Here is a 16,729-nt window from a genome sequence, read left to right as displayed (position 1 = left end):
ACTTCTCGTACGGGCGGGAGGCTTACCCGGAGTCGGCGTCCCGGCCGACTAGAAAGCGCTTGTCCGGACATTGGCAGACCGATGGCGCAGCCGTCAATGCTTCGCCCGCACGGCTCCGGTCACGGTTTGAATTCCATGGGCGACCGCGAGCCTGCTGGCGCCCGCCACGGTGCCGGTGTCGCCCACCACGCTGCTGACCACCTCGGTGGGCCAGCTCAGCCGGGCCAGCTCGGCCCGTACCCCGGGCAGGAGCTGCGGATCCGCTCCGGTGCCGCCGCCCAGGACGATCAGTCCGGGGTCCAGTACGGCGGCGACGGCGGCGGCGAGCCGGCCCACGTCGGCGGCGTGCGAGGCGACCACGGCGCCGGCCGTGGCATGCCCCTGCCCGGCCAGGGCGAGGAGCCGCTCGGCGGTGCGCGGGCGGGGCCCGTCACCGTCCTGCCAGGCCTCGGCCGCACGGCGCAGCAGGGTGCGCGAGCCCATGCGCTGCTCCAGGCCCTCGTGGCGCGGGGCGCGGTCGTCGTCCCAGGGGTAGGGCAGCCGGGCCACCTCACCGGCGGCCCCGTTCGCACCGCGCAGCACCCGGCCGCCGATGACGACGGCGAGACCGATGCCGACGCCGATGCGCAGGTAGCCGAAGGTGTCGCGGCCGACGGCGGCGCCCTCGTGGAGCTCGGCGAGGGCGGCGCAGTTGACGTTGTTCTCCAGGTGGACGGGGACGCCCTCGGGCAGGGCGACGGCCATGGCGTCGAAGACGGGTCCGGCCTTGGCGGTCGCGGGCCGCTCCCCGGCGCGGTCCCGTATGGGGACGTCACCGACGGCGACCACGACGGCCCGCAGCGGGGCCCCGGCGGGCAGGGCGTCGAGGACCTTGCGGACGGTGTCGGCGGCCTCCGGCCGGGAGCCGGTGCCCTCGGCGAGCAGGGTGCCGTCCAGGGCGCAGCCGCGCACCCGGGTCACGGCGGGTCCCAGGTCGACGGCGAGCACGGCGCCGGCGGCCGGTCCGAGCCGGTAGATCGCGGCGCTGCGGCCGGTGCCGCCGGAGGCCCTGCCGGAGTGGGCGGCGAGCTCGACGGCTTCGAGTTCGGCCACGGCGGAGGAGACGGTCGGCTTGGACAGGCCCGCACCGGCCGCCAGCTGGGGGCGGGTGGCCGTGCCCGTCCCGGCCAGTACGTCGAACACCACACGGGCACTCTCACTCAGGCGCATGGTCTCCCCAGGTCGTGCTGCGGCCGTGCAGGGCGGCGGCAGAGGTCGCGCGGCACCGGGATTCCGTGCCTCTTGACGCGCACCCTACTTCGTTAGTTAACTTCCTAACGAACTCCACGGTACTCGCCTGCCGTGGCCCGCAGAAGCCCGTCCCGGGGCTTCCCTACCTCTTCAACTGCCTTGGTCCGACGCGCGGTTCGCCTGCCGTCGCCGTGACCGCGCAACGACGAAAGAGGACCCGTGCAGGACTCCACGCCTTACGTGGTCGGTATCGACGTGGGCGGAACGAAGACGCATCTGCGTGCCCTCGCGGGCGGCGAACGCGTCGTCGACCGTGTGTGCAGCAGTGCGGGCTGGCGTCCGCACGACCCCGGGTCCGCGGCCGGCCGGCTGGCCGCGCTGGTCCGCGACGCCCTGCCGGCGGACGCACGCCCGTCCGCCGTCGCCGTGGGCGGCCACGCCTGCGAGACGGCACTCCAGTGCGAAGCCATCCGGACCGCGCTTCAGGAGCGGCTCGGGGTGCCCGTGCTGGTCGTGGGCGATGCCGAGCTGCTCGTTCCCGCCGCCGGGCTGGACAAGGGCGTCGGACTGGTCGCCGGCACCGGTTCGGTCGCGGTGGGGCGGCTGCCCGACGGCGGTCCGGTCCAGGTCGGCGGCTGGGGCGCGGTGCTCGGCGACGAGGGCGGCGCGGCCGGACTCGTCCGCGAGGCCGCACGGGCCGTCTGGGCGGCGCACGACCGCGGTGAGGAGCCCGACGCACTCGCGACCGGTCTGGTCGCGGCCTTCGGCGTGGCCGAGGTGCCCGCGCTCGGCGCCGCGCTCGAGGCCGCCACCGACATCTCCGGCGAATGGGGCCGGCACTCCCCCGCGGTGTTCGCCGCCGCCGAGGCGGGCTCACCGCTCGCCCGGGCCGTGATCGCCGACGGCGGCCGGGCACTCGCCGCACTCGTCGTACGGCTCGCCGCACGAGGGGTCCCGGTGGACGACGTGGTGGTGGCGGGCGGCACGGTCCTCGCGCAGCCCGCGCTGTACGAGGCGTTCACCTCCGCGCTCGCCGAATCCCTGCCCGCGGCCAGGCCGCAGCCGCTGCGCGTGCCGCCGGTCGAGGGCGCGGTGGCGCTGGCCCGTTCGCTGCGGTGAGCCGGGCGGGTGCCGTTCACGCTCCGGACACCGGCTCGTGGCCGATCCCTCCCCGCAGGGTCACCGCACGGCCGTAGATCTTCACTGATCTCCGGCCGTGCGGCCGTAGGTCTTCGCTCGTCCCCGGCCGCACGGTCGTGGATCGCTCGTCCCCCGGCCGCACGGCCGTGGATCTTTGCAAGGCCCGGCCGTACGGCCGGAGAGCGCGCCGCGGAACGCCGGCGCAGACCCCCTCGCAGAACTCAGGAGAGGCACAGCATGCCGTCACCAGCCGGGCAGTCCACCACCGCGTCCGTCGACCGGCGCGGTTTCCTCAAGACCTCCCTCGGCGCCTCGGCCGGTCTGCTGGCCGCGCCCACCTTCGCCACGTGGCTCGCCGCCGCCGACGCGAAGGCCGCCACGGGCCCCGCCGCGTTCGTCGACGACTACAAGTCGAACGTCGTCGCGAACCAGACCCCGGAGACCAACGCCGTCGTCCGGATCCTGGGCGGCATGGCCAAGGTGTGGAAGACGGGCGGCGCCTGGGACACCGGCCGCGTCCTGGACCGCGAGGTGCTGCGGGCCAACATGCGCTACTGCGCCCGGATCACGACGTCCCGCACCGAGGCGCAGGCGAAGGAGGCCTTCCTCTACGACCGTCGGCACCAGAGCTACGCCATGATCGATGGCCTGGGCCCCCTCGCCGGCCTGTACACGTCCGGCGCCAAGGCGGTCACGTCGATCACCAGCGCCCCGGACGGCACGCCCCCGGGGAAGATCAGCGACACCCTGCCCGCCGACGCCCCGGCCGGATCCGCGCTCGGCGCGGGCTCCTACGACTCGGAGCTCGGCAAGGTGGCCAAGCTGGTCGACACGGTGCGCGGACCGTTCGCCTCGGGCAACCCGGCCAAGTTCGCCTTCCAGTACCCGCGTCCGTGGCGGATGAACGAGGACAGCGAGGTCGTCGACACCGGGAAGAAGGACGCGCTCGGCTACCCGGTGTACGACTCGGACGTGGTCGTTGCCCCGCAGTTGCTGCGCCAGCGCTCCGAGGACCCCGAGGAGGACGGCGGTTTCCCGAGCGGCCACACCAACGCCTTCCATCTGGCCGGTCTGGCCTACGCGTACGCGGTGCCCGAGCGTTTCCAGGAGCTGGTGACGCGGGCGTTCGAGCTCAGCCACACCCGGATCATGTCGGGCATGCACTCCACCGTCGACGTCATCGGCGGCCGGATCATGGCGACCGCCCTGACCGCGGCGACGCTGGCCGACCCGGCGAACGCGGAGCTCAAGGCGGCGGCACGCGCCCAGGCCCTCGCCTACTTCACCGAGAAGACCGGCACGACGGCGGACACGCTGTACGCCTACGCCCACTCGGACGCCGACGACGCCTACGCCGACCGCGAGGCCAACGCCCGGGTGGTCGGGCACCGGTTGACGTACGTCCTGCCCCGCCGCGGCCGCAAGGACCCGCTCACCGTGCCGAAGGGCGCGGAGGTCCTGCTGGAGACGCGGCTGCCGTACCTGAACGCGGCCCAGCGCCGCGAGGTGCTGCGCACGACCGCGCTGCCCTCCGGGTACGTCCTGCTGGACGGCTTCGAGCAGTGGGGCCGGCTGAACCTGTTCGCGGCGGCGGACGGGTACGGCGCCTTCGACACCGACGTCACGGTGACGCTGGACGCGGCGGCCGGTGGCTTCCACGCGGCCGACAGCTGGCGCAACGACATCGAGGGCGACGGCGGCCTGGCCAAGCGCGGCACGGGCACGCTCACCCTGACCGGACACAACCGGTACCACGGCGGGACCGTCGTCGAGGACGGCACGCTGGTCGCCGCGTCCCCGAACGCCCTGGGACAGGGTGACGTCCGGGTCACGGGCGGCACGCTGCGCGCGGAGAAGGTCCTGCGGGTGCGCGGCTCGTACGTCCAGGAGGGCGAGTCGGCACTGGAGCTGACGCTGCGCCAGAACCACGGCCCGGCGCTCTCGGTGAGCCGGCGCGTGCTGCTGGGCCGGGGCAGCGTGCTGTCGCTGCGGCTCGACGCCGAGCGGCCGCCGGTCGCGGGGAGCACCGTCCCGGTCCTGTCGGCTCCGGCGCTGCGCGGCCGGTTCGACCGCGTCGAGCTGGACTCGACGACGCTGCGGGCCGTGCCCGTTCACACCGCTGACGGTCTGTCGGTGCGACTCGTGAAGCGGTGACACCCCGGGCGGCGGGGGCTGGTGCAGAGTGGGTCCATGAGGGCCCTCCGGACCGCTCCCGCCGTCCCCCGGCCGCTGTCGCTCCCCCCGCCGGCGCCGGCGGGGGCCGCCCCGCGGTCCGGCAGACGGTGGGCGCTGCCGCTCCTGGTGTCCGTGCTGCTCACGGTGATGGCCTTCGCCATGGTCAGCACCGCCGTGCGGCAGACCCCGACGATCGACGAACCGGTGTACGTGGGCGCCGCCGCCGAGTACACGCACGAGCACCGGCTGCGCCACAACCCCGAGCACCCGCCGCTCGGCAAGCTCCTCATCGGCGCCGGGGTGGCCCTCGCGGATCCGCGCGTCGACGCCTCCTTCACCGGTGACCAGGGCGCGGTGGGGCGGCACCTGCTCTACGAGACGGGCAACGACCCCTGGCGGCTGATGCTGTGGGCCCGCCTCCCCGTGATCGCGCTGACGCTGCTGTTCGGGCTGGTCGTCTTCGTCTTCGCCCGTGAACTGGCCGGGCCGGCCGGGGCTTTGGCCGCGCTCGCCCTCTACTGCTTCTCCCCCGACGTCATCGCGCACGGCTCCCTCGCCACGCTCGACGTGCCGGCCGCCGGGTTCGTGCTGACAGCGGCGTGGCTGCTGTGGCGGGCGCGCCGCCGGCCCCGGCTGTACGTGCCGCTCGCGGGGCTGGCGCTGGGGGCGGCCCTGGCCACGAAGATGAGCACTCTCCCGGCCCTGCCGGTGCTCATGGCCCTGGCCGCCGTGTCGGTGTGGCACGCGTCCGCGGGAGGCCGGCGCCTCGCGCGTGCGGCCGCCGGGGCGGGCGTGGTGGCTCTGGCGGCGATCGCGGTCGTGTGGGCCGCGTATCTGATGGTCGATCCGCGGCTGCGCTGGACTCCGGAGCAGCATGTCCCGGTGGTGCACGGGCTGCGGGGGCTGCTGGTTCAGCTCCTGCCGTTCCCGGAGGCGTACCGGGACGGGATGCGGGTGCAGTTCGGGCTGGAGAACCGTCCGTGGCAGGGCTTTCTGTTCGGCCGGCTGTACTCGGGCTCGCTCTGGTACTACCTGCCGGCCGCGCTACTGGTGAAGACGCCCCTCGGGATGCTCGCGCTGTGGGCCGCCGGGGCGGTCGTCGTGCTCGCCGTGCGCCGCCTGCGGCCGGCCGCGCCGTATGTGCTGGCCCCGTCTCTCGTGCTGCTGGCGGCGGCCATGCAGGGGGCGCGGGACTTCGGCACCCGGTACGCCGTCTTCCTGCCGCTGTTCCTCGCGGTGGCGGCCGGGTGCGTTCTGGTGGCCAGGTGGCGGTGGATCTCGGTCGGGGTGGGGGTGCTGGTGGCGTTCGTCGCGGCCAGTTCGCTGCGTACATACCCCTATTACCTGCCGTACTCGAACGAGGCGTTCGGCGGGCCGGGCAGGACGCGGGAGTTCCTGCACGACTCCAACGTGGACTGGGGGCAGGATCTGGGGCGGCTGGCGGAGCGGCTGCGCGAGCGGTACCGCGGTGAGCGGGTGTGGCTGGTGTACAAGGGCAGCGGGGTGCCGTCCTTCTACGGCATCCGGGCCGGTGATCCTCGCGAGGTGCCGGTCGGCGACGTGCGGGGGGTGCTGGCGGTGTCGGACTCCGCGGCCGCGAAGGCGACCGGGCGGCTGGCCGAGTTGATCGGCGGCAGCCGCCCGGTCGACGATGTCGGGCACTCGATCACGATCTATCGCCGTTGAGCCCTCGACCAGTGTGTCGTGTGCGGGTCAATGAGTCGCGTGGAAGAAGCCGTCCGTGCTCACGTGCTGCATCACGCGACTGGCCACGCGGTAGCGGCCGTTGGGCACGTCCGGGCACCTCGCGACGTGTACCGCGAGCGGGCCCGCGAACTCGTAGCCCTTGCGTTCCGCGTGGCGGGACAGGCTGTCGGTGAGCGCCTGTCCCACGTTGGTGCCGTGGCGCGTCAGTTGGTCGTGCACCTCGTCGGCCAGCTCCACGTCGTAGGCGTTGGGGACCATGACCCGGCCCGCCCGGCACACCACGGCGTTGTCGTCGCACTCGTGCCGCAGGGCGTCGAGGACCTCGACCGGCTCCTTGTCGAGGACCCGGGCCCACAGGGCCTCCCATCGGTTTTCCAGTGTTTCCTCCAGCGCACTCAGTGCGCCCATGCCGTCTCACCTGCCGGAAGCGTCGTCGGTGCGGTTGCGGTGGCCTGGGGAGCGCTAATGCTCGTCGTAGTCGTCGGGCCGTACCTCGGCCTCCTCCAGGGCCTCGCGCATCGTGCGGCCGCTCGCGCCCGTCGGCCGGGACCGGTTCTCGTCCTGCTGTTCCAGCACCTCGTCCGTGGTCTCCGTCTTGGGCCGGTTCTCCTCGGGGACGGTCATGACATCGGCTCCTCGTCCGTCGTGTCGGGATCTTCTGCCGCGGCGGGTTCCCGCCCGGCGCCCGGCTATCCCACCTGCCGGGTACCTCATTGCTGTGCGAAGAAGCCCTGGTCACCACGGTGCGTGAGCTATGTTGAACGTCCCTGGGAGACGAAGGAGGCGAACCGGTGCCATCGCCGCAGCAGGCACGCGCACAGGCATCCGCGATCACCTCGGGGAAGGCCGCCCCGGAAGCGGAGGTCTCCCCGTCCGCCCAGCTCAGAGCGCTCTTCGACCGGCCCCGGCTGTCCCCGGGCCAGCGGCGCATCGCCCAGTACCTGATCGAGAACATCACCGAGGCGGCGTTCCTGTCCATCACGGATCTCGCGGACCGGGTCGGCGTGAGCCAGCCCTCGGTGACGCGGTTCGCGTCGGCGGTCGGCTTCAGCGGCTATCCGGCGCTGCGGGAGAAGCTCCAGTCGATCGCGCTCGGCACCCTCGCGGGCGGCGGACCGGCCGAGGAGATCCGGGGCAACGAGCTGCAGGCGGCGGTCGACGCCGAGATCGAGAACCTGGAGAACCTGCGGCGGGACTTCGCCGACCCGAACCTGGTCATCGACATCGGCCGCAAACTGTCGTCCTCGGCCCCGCTGACGGTCCTCGGTCTGCGCATCTCCGTCTCGCTGGCCGAGTACTTCGCCTACGCCGCCCGCCGGATCCACCCGGACGTACGGCTCGTGACGCGGGGCGGCAGCGTCGCCTACGACGCGCTGCTGCAGTCACGCGAGGCGGGCGGCACCTGGGTGCTGGCGTTCTCCATGCCCCGGCACGCCCAGGAGACCCTGACGGCCGTCCGGGTCGCACGGGGCGCCGGGCTCAAGGTCGCCCTGATCACCGACTTGGCGCTGGGTCCGCTCGCGGACGAGGCGGACGTCGTCTTCGCCATCGGGACCGGGTCGCGTCTGGTCTTCGACTCCTACGCCGCCCCGGGCGTGATGTGCTCGGCGCTGCTCCAAGCAATGACGGACGCGGACCCGGAGCGGACGCAGGCCCGGCTCGAGGAGTACGAGCAGGTCGCCGACCAGCATCACTTCTTCCTCCGGGACTGAGCGGCGGTCCACAACAAAGCGCGCATGAATGTTTTCATGCGGCTTGAAAACCGGATGGCATATATAAATACTGCACACGGATCGCGACCCGGCCCTTCCGGATCCGTTCCGCACCCGAGGGGCCGGCTCCTACCCGCTTCGGCGTCCCGGGTGTCCGTGGCGGCCCCGGTCATCCCCTAGGCCGGGGCCGACACGACCCGTCGTCCACCCTCACGACGCCGCACACCCGGAAGCGATGATCATGCCCCTGACGACCACGCGCATCAGCCCGGACTGGCCCTGCCAGGTCAAGACCCCCGGGAGCTACGACTGGGAGCGCTCGGCGGCCAAGTGGCTGCGCGAGCTGGTGCCCGCGCGCTACGCCGGCTACCCCGTGTTCGTCCGCCACCCCGTCCTGCTCGCCCGGCACGCCCAGATCCAGGTCCAGCAGGAACTCAGGGTGGCCCGCACCGCCCTCCAGACCGCCCGCGCCGACCTGCCGGGGCTCGGCCTGCACGAGGGCGTCATCGAGCACACGATCAAGCTGTACGCGGCCGAGGTCATGCAGTTGCAGCACATCGCGCGCAGCGTGCGTGCGGTCACCACGGCGCTGGTGGAGGCCAACCGCCAGCCGTGAGCCCCGGGGCATGACCCGTGTCAGGCGTGGCACCCGCAGAGGGATGAGCACCACCGAAATCCGGCGCGCCGAGCCGGTGACGACGGTTCTGACCTGGCAGGTGCGTCCCGGCCGGGAGCAACAGTTCGAGGAGTGGACGCGCGGCATCACCCGCTGCGCCAGACAGTTCCCGGGCAACGAGGGCGTCTCCTGGCTCACGCCCGAGGACGGCCACCGCTACCACGCCGTGCTGCGCTGGTCCGACCAGCACCGGCTCGCCGCCTGGCTGGAGTCCGAGGAGCGCGCACACTGGCACCGGCGGATCGAGGACATCGCCACCGAGGTCAGCAGCGAGCGCCAGTCGACGACCGGGATGGAGACCTGGTTCAGCCTGCCCGGCACCACCGTGCAGGCCCCGCCCCGGTGGAAGATGGTCCTCACGACGTTCCTGGGCGCGTATCCCTTCACCCTGCTCATCCAGTGGCTGGTGACGCCGCACACCACCGGCTGGCCGCTGCCGCTGCGGGCCGCCGTGTTCCCGCTGGTGCTGCTGCCGGTGCTGACCTATCTGGTGATGCCGAGGCTCAGCCGGCTGCTGCGGCTGTGGCTGTATCCACGCGAAGACCCCTGAACGCTCAGGGGACTGATGTGACCGGCGTGGCCTCCGGGAATCGGGAGCTGCCCGTGCGCACAAGGCAGTCTTCGAACAGGGCCGGGTATGCGATGCTCAACGCGTGACGAGCGAGCCCGTGACACCGGCGGAGCCCGGTGCCGCACCGGACCTGGTCGAACTGGCCAAGATCGTCGCCCGGCAGCGCGCCGAACTGGACCGGCTGCGTGACCAGGCGGCGACGTCGGCTGTCGTCGAGCGGGCCAAGGGCGCCGTGATGGCGCTGACCGGGTGTTCCGCGGACGCGGCGGACGAGCGGTTGCTCCAGCGGGCCAAGGCGGCGCGCCACACCCTGCTGGAGGAGTGCTGGATCACGCTCGGCTCTCTGGCACCCACAGCGCCCGGTCCCGGCGAGGCGACCGGGCCCCTCGGCTCCGACGCCCCCGGCCCCGGCTCCGCCGCCCTGGTGGAGACATCCGCGCCGGACGACGTCTCCGCCGCCCTGGCCCGCCTCGGGCAGGCCCTCGTTCGGGTGACGACACCGCCCGACCTGGCCCGGTGCCTGCTGGAGCATCTCGCGCCCGACATGGCGGCCGACGCCGTCATGATCTACGCCCGCAGGCCCGACGGCGGACTCGAACTGATCGGGCACGCCGGCATCGACGACCAGCTGGCCACCCAGTGGAGCCGGGTGCCGCCGTTGAGCGGGATCGCGGCGCTGGACGCGCTGCGGACGGGCGAACCGTGCTGGCTGGAGGACGTCGCCACGCATGAGCGGCGGGAACTGCTGATCGGTGACCCGCCCGAGCGGTGGCGGTCGCGCGCCTGGCTGCCCGTGCGCACGGCGGGCTCGGCCGAGGTCTGCATCGGCGTGCTGCGCGTCCGCGCCGGGTCGTTCACGCCCCGCGACCGCGCCCATCTGCGGGGCGTCACCGGGCTGTGCGCCGGCCGGCTGCGCGCCTTCGACGCACCGCCCGAGCGGGCCGGCGACGCCGCCACGGACGCGGTCCAGACCTTGTTCGACGCGCTGCCGATCGCGGCGATGCTGCTCAGCCCGCTGCGGGCCCCGTCGGGCGAGACCGAGGACTTCCGGGTCGAGGCGGCGACCGCGCGGGCGGGCGACCTGCTGGGGCGCCCCGGTGAGGAGCTGGCCGGCCGGCGGCTGCTGGAGTTCCGCCCCGCCCTGACGGAGGAGCCGCTGTGGCAGGGCTGCCTGCGCACCCTGGCCACCGGGGAGCCGTTCGAGAGTGAACCGTTCGCGCACGAGGAGGTCGTGGCGGGCATCGCGGCGCTGTCCACGTACTCGGCGCGGGCGGCGCGGCTGGACGACGCGCTCGTCGTCACCTGGATCCGGCACGGCTCCTCCGACCGGCAGGAGCAGCGGCTGGCGGATCTCCAGCGGCTGGGCAACCTCGGCTGGGCGAACTGGAACCTGGCCACGCAGGAGGCCTCCTGGTCGACCCAGGTGTTCTCCATCTTCGGCCGGGACCCCGCGCAGGGCCCGGTGCGGCTCGCCGGGATGCCGGAACTCGCGCTGCCCGAGGACGCGCCCGCGCTGACCCGCGCCGTCCGCGACCTCGTCCAGCGGGGGCGGGCGTTCGACCTGCCCTTCCGCATCAGGACGAGCGGCGGCATCCGGCATCTGCGGCTCGTGGCCGAGGCCGTGGCCGACACGCACGGCACGCCCGTCGAGGTGCACGGTGTCGTCCAGGACATGACGGCCAGGCGGCGGGCGGAGCTGGCCCTGGTCGAGAGTGAGCAGGCGATCCTCACGCAGCACGACGTGCTCCAAGCCGAGCGGACCCTGGCGTCCCGGCTCCAGCACGCGCTGCTGCCGCTGGCCAACCGGCCCGTCCACCTGGCGGGGCTGCGCGTCGAGGTCGCGTATCTGCCCGCGCAGTCGGGTGTGCACGTCGGCGGTGACTGGTTCAGCGCCGTGGAACTGCCCGACCGGGACGCGCTGCTGGTGGTCGGCGACGTCGCCGGGCACGGCGTCGACGCCGTCGCAACGATGGCCCAGCTCCGCTTCACCGCGAAGGGCATGGTCATCACGGGTTCCTCGCTGACCGGCGCGCTGACCCGGCTGAACACGCTGCTGCTGCACTCCCGCGATTCCCACGCGACGGCCACCATGGTGCTGGCCCGCTACGACCCCGGGCAGCGCCGTCTGGTCTGGGCCCAGGCGGGGCATCCCCCGCCCCTGCTCCTGCGGGACGGCGAGGCGCGGTATCTGAGCCGCCCCAAGGGCATGCTGCTCGGCGCGACCACGGCGCCGGTCTTCGAGGAGGCGGAGTGCCGTCTCGAGCCGGGCGACCGGCTCATCCTTTTCACCGACGGTCTGGTCGAGCACCCCCCGGAGAGCATCGACCGGGGTCTGGAACGTCTCGCCGAGGCGGTGGCCTCCTCGCACGCGGACGGGCCCGCGGCCCTGGGGCCGTTGCTCGCGCGGATGCTGCCGGACGAGCGGCGGGACGACGTGTGTGTCGTGGACGTCCGGGTGCCGAGGGTTCTGGAGGCATAGCGGCTTCGGGAGGCGGGGCGCGGCTCAGTCGACCGGGTGACCGGGCTCGATGGTGTGGGCGCCGGAGAGGCGCAGCAACGGCCCGTCGTACGTCTCGTCCCCGCCCCACTCGACCGGCTCGAGGACGAAGCCGATGTGGTCGCCGCCGCCCGCGCGCGTCACGATCCGGCCGACGAACCAGGCCGGCGCGTCCGCCAGCACGACGGCCCCGCCGTAGGCCTCCCGCAGCGGGATGCCCTCGAACTTGTCCGTCCGGTCGCCGGTCCGGCCGCCGAACCGCTCCGCGATGCCGTGCTGTTCACGGGCGAGCAGGTGCACCGCGAGCACGTCGGCGTCCCGGGCCACCCGGAAGGTGTGGTTCACCTCGGACAGCCACACGACGAACCGCACGGGACGGATCGAGCACTGCGAGGCGAATCCGACCAGACACCCTGCCCGTTCACCGCCCGCGACGGCCGTGACGACGCACATGTCGGGGTCCAGCCGCCCGATGAACGCGTCCATGCCCGCCATGCCCACACCACTCCCTCGACCCGCGCGGCCATCGTCTCCTCACCACCCATCACCTCACCATGCCGTGGGTGCGGTTGCCATCCGGGGTGCCCTCCCGAGGAGGCGGTCAGCCGGTGCCGGGCGCCGTGCGGGACTCCAGGGCGAGGCGGGTGTCGTTGCCGTAGACGCCGGTTTCGTCGCCGCGGATGCCGTACCAGAGCTGGAATCGGGCGACCGCCGCGGTCAATGTGGGGTCGTAGCGGCCGTTGGTGGCGCCGTCCCGGTAGACGTCCGGGATGCGCAGGAGGCGCTGTTGGAGCTCGGTCACCTCGGGGCCGGTGGCTCCCTCGCGGAGGGTGCCGGGGCCGTCGGGGTCGGCGGCGGGGGGCGGGGTGGGCGTGGGGGTCTGAGCAGCGGCAGGGGCGGACGCGGTGGGGCGGGGCGCGGGGGCCGCCTTGTCGTCGGTGTTCTCGCCGGGGAGCAGGAGGGCGGCACCGCCGAAGCCCAGGACCGCCGCGGCGACGACGGCCACCGCGACGGCTGCCCGGCGCAGTCCTGATCCGGGCACGGCACGGCCGTACCCCTTCTCGCTGGTGAGCGGCGGGAGTTCTTCTGTCCGGTCCTCGGAGCCGGCCGGCCGCCGGGGCAGTACGACGGACTCGTAGCCACCGGGCGCGTGGCGGCCGGGTTTGAAGCCGCTGGACGACCCATAGCCGCTGGAGCCGTAGCTGCCGGCTGCATGGCCGCCGGGTGCATGGCCGCCGGGCTCGTCGCCGTCCCGTGCGGAGCCGAGCTCCTCGCGGTACTCCCGCATCAGTTCCGCGAGTGCGTCGGTGCGGCGGGGCCGCAGGACGCGGATGGGTTCGAGGGCCGGGCCGTCGTGCGGCTGCCGGGGCTCGGACGGTGTCGACACGCTGCTCTCCTTCCGTCCGGGCTCGGGGGCGCCCGTCTTCGGGGATCGTCCTGCCGCTAGATACGCGGCTGCCGCGCCACGGGTTCAGAGGGAACTCGGTTCCTCCCCATGAGTGCACTGAGTGCCATGCGTACGCTTCCGGGTGCTACGTTCCCGCTCATGAGCTCCGAGAAAGCCGACGCCGGGACCGGAAAGCCGCCCATGCGGGACGCCCTGGTGGCGGCAGCCTTCCAGCTGTTCCTCGAACGGGGTTACGAGCAGACCACCATCGACGACATCGTGGCGCTGGCCGGGGTCGGCCGGCGTTCCTTCTTCCGCTACTTCCCCTCCAAGGAGGACGTGGTCTTCCCGGACCACGAGCGGTGCCTGGCCGACATGAAGGCCTTCCTGGCGGCGGGCACCGGCGACGAGGAACCCGTGCGGCGGGTCTGCGACGCGGCCCGGCTCGTGCTGCGGATGTACGCCGAGAACCCGACGTTCTCCGTACAGCGCTACCGCCTCACCAAGAAGGTCCCGGGGCTGCGCGCCTACGAACTGTCGGTGGTGTGGCGCTACGAGCGCGCCCTCGCCGAGTATCTGCGCCGGCGTTTCGCGGCCCGCCGGGACGGGACCCTGCACGCCGATGTGATCGCGGCGGCTGTGGTCGCGGCGCACAACAACGCGCTGCGCTCCTGGCTGCGTTCGGACGGGCAGGGCGAGGCGAACGCCGCGGTGGACCACGCGCTGGCGTACGTGCAGTCCGCGTTCGGCGGCACGCCGGTGCCCCCGGCCGGGGAGCAGCCCGAGGACGTGGTGGTCGTCGTCTCGCGGCGCGACGCGCCGTTGTGGCGGGTCGTGCAGGAGATCGAGTCGACGCTGGGGCGCGGCTGACGACCTCCGCACATTGAGGGAACGGAGTGCCTTTACGAGTGGCACTGAGTGCCATACTCTGTGCTGCGTGCGCGGTGGCACGGCGAACCGGGCACACGTGTGCGCGGGTGACCGCGCACACGGGATTCCGGCCGAGTGCAGGGAGTTGACCAGCGTGTACCACCACTCAGGAACCGTCACTCAGCAGGCAGCCGGCTCCCCGACGGGTCTGCTCGACCCGAAGGGCCCGGACACCGAGGCCATCCTCTACCAGCGCTGCACCTGGTGCGGCACCGCGATGTACCACCGGGTGCTGTGTCCGGTCTGCCGCGGCAGCGAGCTGCGGACGGAGCGCAGCGAGGGCACGGGCACGGTGCGTCACTCGACGGTGGTGCACCGCAACACGCCCGCGGCGCGCAACGTGTCCCTGATCGAGATGTCCGAGGGGTTCATCGTGCGCGGCCGGGTGATGGGTCCGCCCATCGGCATCCACAGCGGGGACCGGGTGCGGCTGTCCACGGCCAAGGACCCGGTACGGGGCGAGCCGGTCTTCCAGCTGCTGGACGAGCCGTACCGGGCCTGGCGCTGACGGACGGTCCGGTCACCGGATCCCGGGGAGCAGTTCTCCGGTGCGCACGGGTCCTCCCGTCTCGAAGCTGCGGTTGGCCGCGAGACCGACCGCCAGGGCGAGTGCCCCGTCGCGTTCGGTGGCCGTCGGGTGGGCCGCCGCCCCGGTGTCGGCCGGGCGGGTGGGCTCGGCGGGGCCGAACAGCGCGTCGAGCATGCGCGGGTCGCCGCCGCCGTGCGCCTCGTGGGCGACCGCGAGCGGCACGTCCACCGGGGGCTGCCACAGCGGGCGCAGGGTGAGGCGGGCGCCGCCCGCGTGCTCCGCCGCCGTGTCCCCGTGCAGGGCACCCGCGGCCGAGGTGATCCGGGTCAGGGGCGGCTGCCAGCGGCTCTCCTCGACCTCCAGCTCCAGCCGGCCCGCACTGCCGTTGAACATCACCCGGTAGCCCTCCCACGGGGAGTAGGCGGTCAGGTGGTAGGTCATCGTCGCGCCGCGCGCGTAGCGCACCAGGACGGACATGTCGTCCTCGATGGTGATCGGCCCGTCGAAGACGTTCCGGTCGCGCAGATAGCCGTCGTCGCGCTCGGCGTCCAGGTAGAGGGCGCGCAGGGTGTCGTTGGCCGCGAGGTCCAGGGCGAAAGGGTCGTCGGCGGCCCCGTCGGCGCCGTGGGCGCGGTCGTACTCCCGGCGCAGTCCGTGCCGCTCCCCCGCCTCACGGCCGTAGAAGCCGAGCCGCCCGTAGCCGAAGACCTCCCGGGGCTCGTCGGCGAGCCACCAGTTCACCAGGTCGAAGTGGTGCGAGGACTTGTGCACCATCAGGCCGCCGCTGTTGTGCTTCTCCCGGTGCCAGCGGCGGAAGTAGTCGGCGCCGTGCCGTACGTCGAGCAGCCACTCGAAGTGGACGGAGAGCGTCTCGCCGATCGCCCCGTCGGCGAGCAGGGCGCGGACCTTCTCGTGCACGGGGTTGAAGCGGTAGTTGAAGGCGACGGTCAGAGAGCTGCCGGTCTCGCGGACGGCGTCGAGAATGCGGGCGCAGCGATCGGCGTCGACGGTCATCGGCTTCTCGGTGACGACGCGGCAGCCCGCCTTCAGGGCCGGGACGATGTAGCGGTCGTGCTCGGCGTCGACGGTGGTGACGACGACCTCGTCGATGCCCTCCTCGGCGAGCAGGTCGGTGAAGCGGTCGGGCTCCCACTCGGTGGCCGCCGGAGCGCCGGCTCCGGCCAGCAGCCGGTTGTGGAAGGCCATCCGGGTCGGGCTGGGATCGCACAGCGCGGCCACGAGGTGGCCGGGGCGTTCGGCGAGACCCCGGGTGAACAGCTGGGCCCGGTGGCCCGTGCCGACGACGGCTGCGCGCAGGACGGGATTTCGGCTCATGACAGGTGGTCTGTCCCGGAGGCGGGCCGTCCACTCCCCCGACACGGAAAGCGCTTCCCGGCAGTGCGCCGAAGCGGCTGTCAGCGCGACAGGGCGGGGGTGCGGAAGTCGAGGAAGGCGGGTCAGGGCGCGGGTGCCGAAGCCGGGGAAGGCGGGTCAGGGCGCGTGCGGCGAAACCGGGAGCAGCGCGTCAGCGCGCGTGCAGCGCGTCAGCGCGCGTGCAGCGCGTCAGCGCGCGTGCAGCGCGTCAGCGCGCGTGCAGCGCGTCAGCGCGCGTGCAGCGAACCGGGGACAACACGACAGAGCGCGTGCGGCGAAACCGGAGTCCCGTACGGCATCGTCTCGTACGGCGTCGCCGCGGGTGGGCCGGGCAGGCGGGGCGGGAATCGCGCGCGCCGATGCCGGGTCAGCGCGGGAAGTCGGGCGCCCGAGCCGGGGTCAGCGCGTCAGAGTGAGGCGGATGCCCACCGTGCCGTCCAGGCCACGGCGCAGCCGGCTGCCGAGCAGGGTGAGCCGGCCGGTGATGCCGTACTTGCGGGCGATCAGCTGCCGGTAGCGGGCGGTGGTCGCCGCGTCGCAGATCTCCGCCGTCGCGGGCAGCTGCTCGCCGGTGGGGTTGCCGCGCAGGTCGCAGGGGCCGACCAGGACGTCGGCGCGGTTGCGGATCCGCTTGACCTTCCAGGATTCGGCCGGCGTCCAGGCGCCGAGCGCGTCACCGTCGCGCACCACCCAGACCGGGGTGGCGACCGGCGTACCGTTCCTGCGGTAGCTGGTGATCAGCAGGTACTTGCCCGCGCCCAGGTCGTCCAGGTCGGCCGGCGCACTGTCGTCCATGGCGGG

16 protein-coding genes are annotated in these 16,729 nt (G+C 73.4%); 9 read left to right on the top strand and 7 right to left on the bottom strand.

Annotation, left to right across the window (positions count from 1 at the left end; translation table 11 throughout):
* Positions 1–93: 93 nt before the first annotated feature.
* Positions 94–1,209: an ROK family protein gene (locus tag ABZ192_RS14780; RefSeq protein WP_356924887.1), complete on the bottom strand. Its 1,116-nt coding sequence runs from the start codon at positions 1,207–1,209 to the stop codon at positions 94–96.
* Between the two features lie 240 nt (positions 1,210–1,449).
* Here ABZ192_RS14780 and ABZ192_RS14775 point away from each other — a divergent pair, with 240 nt between their 5' ends.
* The 3 genes from ABZ192_RS14775 (at position 1,450) to ABZ192_RS14765 (ending at position 6,231) form a co-directional block, all read left to right on the top strand.
* Entirely contained in the window at positions 1,450–2,349 is a 900-nt protein-coding gene (locus tag ABZ192_RS14775; protein WP_356924886.1) for a BadF/BadG/BcrA/BcrD ATPase family protein, read from the top strand.
* Positions 2,350–2,607: 258 nt separating this feature from the next.
* Positions 2,608–4,524: a phosphatase PAP2 family protein gene (locus ABZ192_RS14770; protein WP_356924885.1), complete on the top strand. Its 1,917-nt coding sequence runs from the start codon at positions 2,608–2,610 to the stop codon at positions 4,522–4,524.
* Between the two features lie 168 nt (positions 4,525–4,692).
* Positions 4,693–6,231: a phospholipid carrier-dependent glycosyltransferase gene (locus ABZ192_RS14765; protein WP_356925035.1), complete on the top strand. Its 1,539-nt coding sequence runs from the start codon at positions 4,693–4,695 to the stop codon at positions 6,229–6,231.
* Positions 6,232–6,258: 27 nt separating this feature from the next.
* On the opposite strand, the gene ABZ192_RS14760 is transcribed toward ABZ192_RS14765, so the two are convergent.
* A complete protein-coding gene (locus ABZ192_RS14760) occupies positions 6,259–6,660 on the bottom strand; it encodes a DUF3662 domain-containing protein (protein ID WP_356924884.1) in 402 nt (133 codons plus the stop codon).
* Between the two features lie 54 nt (positions 6,661–6,714).
* On the bottom strand, positions 6,715–6,876 hold the full coding sequence (locus tag ABZ192_RS14755; protein ID WP_356924883.1) for a hypothetical protein: 162 nt from the start codon (positions 6,874–6,876) through the stop codon (positions 6,715–6,717).
* A 167-nt stretch (positions 6,877–7,043) separates the two neighbouring features.
* Between ABZ192_RS14755 and ABZ192_RS14750 the strand changes: the two genes are divergently transcribed.
* From ABZ192_RS14750 to ABZ192_RS14735, 4 genes are all read left to right on the top strand, one after another.
* A complete protein-coding gene (locus ABZ192_RS14750) occupies positions 7,044–7,964 on the top strand; it encodes a MurR/RpiR family transcriptional regulator (protein WP_356924882.1) in 921 nt (306 codons plus the stop codon).
* 241 nt (positions 7,965–8,205) lie between these two features.
* Positions 8,206–8,580: a hypothetical protein gene (locus ABZ192_RS14745; RefSeq protein WP_356924881.1), complete on the top strand. Its 375-nt coding sequence runs from the start codon at positions 8,206–8,208 to the stop codon at positions 8,578–8,580.
* A 43-nt stretch (positions 8,581–8,623) separates the two neighbouring features.
* Entirely contained in the window at positions 8,624–9,190 is a 567-nt protein-coding gene (locus tag ABZ192_RS14740) for an antibiotic biosynthesis monooxygenase (protein WP_356924880.1), read from the top strand.
* 103 nt (positions 9,191–9,293) lie between these two features.
* The gene (locus tag ABZ192_RS14735) at positions 9,294–11,690 is read left to right on the top strand and encodes a SpoIIE family protein phosphatase (RefSeq protein WP_356924879.1); all 2,397 of its coding nucleotides are present in this window, start codon (positions 9,294–9,296) and stop codon (positions 11,688–11,690) included.
* A gap of 24 nt (positions 11,691–11,714) precedes the next feature.
* Here ABZ192_RS14735 and ABZ192_RS14730 read toward each other — a convergent pair whose 3' ends face one another.
* Positions 11,715–12,203 (bottom strand): flavin reductase family protein, encoded by a 489-nt coding sequence (locus ABZ192_RS14730; protein WP_356924878.1) that lies wholly within the window; start codon positions 12,201–12,203, stop codon positions 11,715–11,717.
* A 106-nt stretch (positions 12,204–12,309) separates the two neighbouring features.
* Positions 12,310–13,095 carry a peptidoglycan-binding domain-containing protein gene (locus tag ABZ192_RS14725; RefSeq protein ID WP_356924877.1) on the bottom strand — a complete coding sequence of 262 codons (786 nt, stop codon included), beginning with the start codon at positions 13,093–13,095 and terminating at the stop codon, positions 12,310–12,312.
* A 159-nt stretch (positions 13,096–13,254) separates the two neighbouring features.
* Between ABZ192_RS14725 and ABZ192_RS14720 the strand changes: the two genes are divergently transcribed.
* The gene (locus ABZ192_RS14720) at positions 13,255–13,965 is read left to right on the top strand and encodes a TetR family transcriptional regulator (protein WP_356924876.1); all 711 of its coding nucleotides are present in this window, start codon (positions 13,255–13,257) and stop codon (positions 13,963–13,965) included.
* A gap of 154 nt (positions 13,966–14,119) precedes the next feature.
* Positions 14,120–14,533 (top strand): zinc ribbon domain-containing protein, encoded by a 414-nt coding sequence (locus tag ABZ192_RS14715; RefSeq protein ID WP_356924875.1) that lies wholly within the window; start codon positions 14,120–14,122, stop codon positions 14,531–14,533.
* A gap of 12 nt (positions 14,534–14,545) precedes the next feature.
* On the opposite strand, the gene ABZ192_RS14710 is transcribed toward ABZ192_RS14715, so the two are convergent.
* Entirely contained in the window at positions 14,546–15,889 is a 1,344-nt protein-coding gene (locus ABZ192_RS14710) for a Gfo/Idh/MocA family oxidoreductase (protein ID WP_356924874.1), read from the bottom strand.
* 438 nt (positions 15,890–16,327) lie between these two features.
* Positions 16,328–16,723: a PPOX class F420-dependent oxidoreductase gene (locus ABZ192_RS14705; protein ID WP_356924873.1), complete on the bottom strand. Its 396-nt coding sequence runs from the start codon at positions 16,721–16,723 to the stop codon at positions 16,328–16,330.
* Between the last annotated feature and the right edge of the window lie 6 nt (positions 16,724–16,729).

It is taken from the genome of Streptomyces sp. NPDC006235, assembly GCF_040613735.1.
Lineage (GTDB): Bacteria > Actinomycetota > Actinomycetes > Streptomycetales > Streptomycetaceae > Streptomyces.
The sequence above is the reverse complement of the archived record's forward strand: the minus strand, read 5'-3'. Positions and strand labels throughout refer to the sequence as shown.

Bases quoted from the DNA above. Each gene is read 5' to 3' on its own strand.
- ABZ192_RS14780 (WP_356924887.1), bottom strand. From the start codon at position 1,209: ATGCGCCTGAGTGAGAGTGCCCGTGTGGTGTTCGACGTACTGGCCGGG.
- ABZ192_RS14770 (WP_356924885.1), top strand. From the start codon at position 2,608: ATGCCGTCACCAGCCGGGCAGTCCACCACCGCGTCCGTCGACCGGCGC.
- ABZ192_RS14765 (WP_356925035.1), top strand. From the start codon at position 4,693: ATGGCCTTCGCCATGGTCAGCACCGCCGTGCGGCAGACCCCGACGATC.
- ABZ192_RS14760 (WP_356924884.1), bottom strand. From the start codon at position 6,660: ATGGGCGCACTGAGTGCGCTGGAGGAAACACTGGAAAACCGATGGGAG.
- ABZ192_RS14755 (WP_356924883.1), bottom strand. From the start codon at position 6,876: ATGACCGTCCCCGAGGAGAACCGGCCCAAGACGGAGACCACGGACGAG.
- ABZ192_RS14745 (WP_356924881.1), top strand. From the start codon at position 8,206: ATGCCCCTGACGACCACGCGCATCAGCCCGGACTGGCCCTGCCAGGTC.
- ABZ192_RS14740 (WP_356924880.1), top strand. From the start codon at position 8,624: ATGAGCACCACCGAAATCCGGCGCGCCGAGCCGGTGACGACGGTTCTG.
- ABZ192_RS14730 (WP_356924878.1), bottom strand. From the start codon at position 12,203: ATGGCGGGCATGGACGCGTTCATCGGGCGGCTGGACCCCGACATGTGC.
- ABZ192_RS14720 (WP_356924876.1), top strand. From the start codon at position 13,255: ATGAGCTCCGAGAAAGCCGACGCCGGGACCGGAAAGCCGCCCATGCGG.
- ABZ192_RS14710 (WP_356924874.1), bottom strand. From the start codon at position 15,889: ATGAGCCGAAATCCCGTCCTGCGCGCAGCCGTCGTCGGCACGGGCCAC.
- ABZ192_RS14705 (WP_356924873.1), bottom strand. From the start codon at position 16,723: ATGGACGACAGTGCGCCGGCCGACCTGGACGACCTGGGCGCGGGCAAG.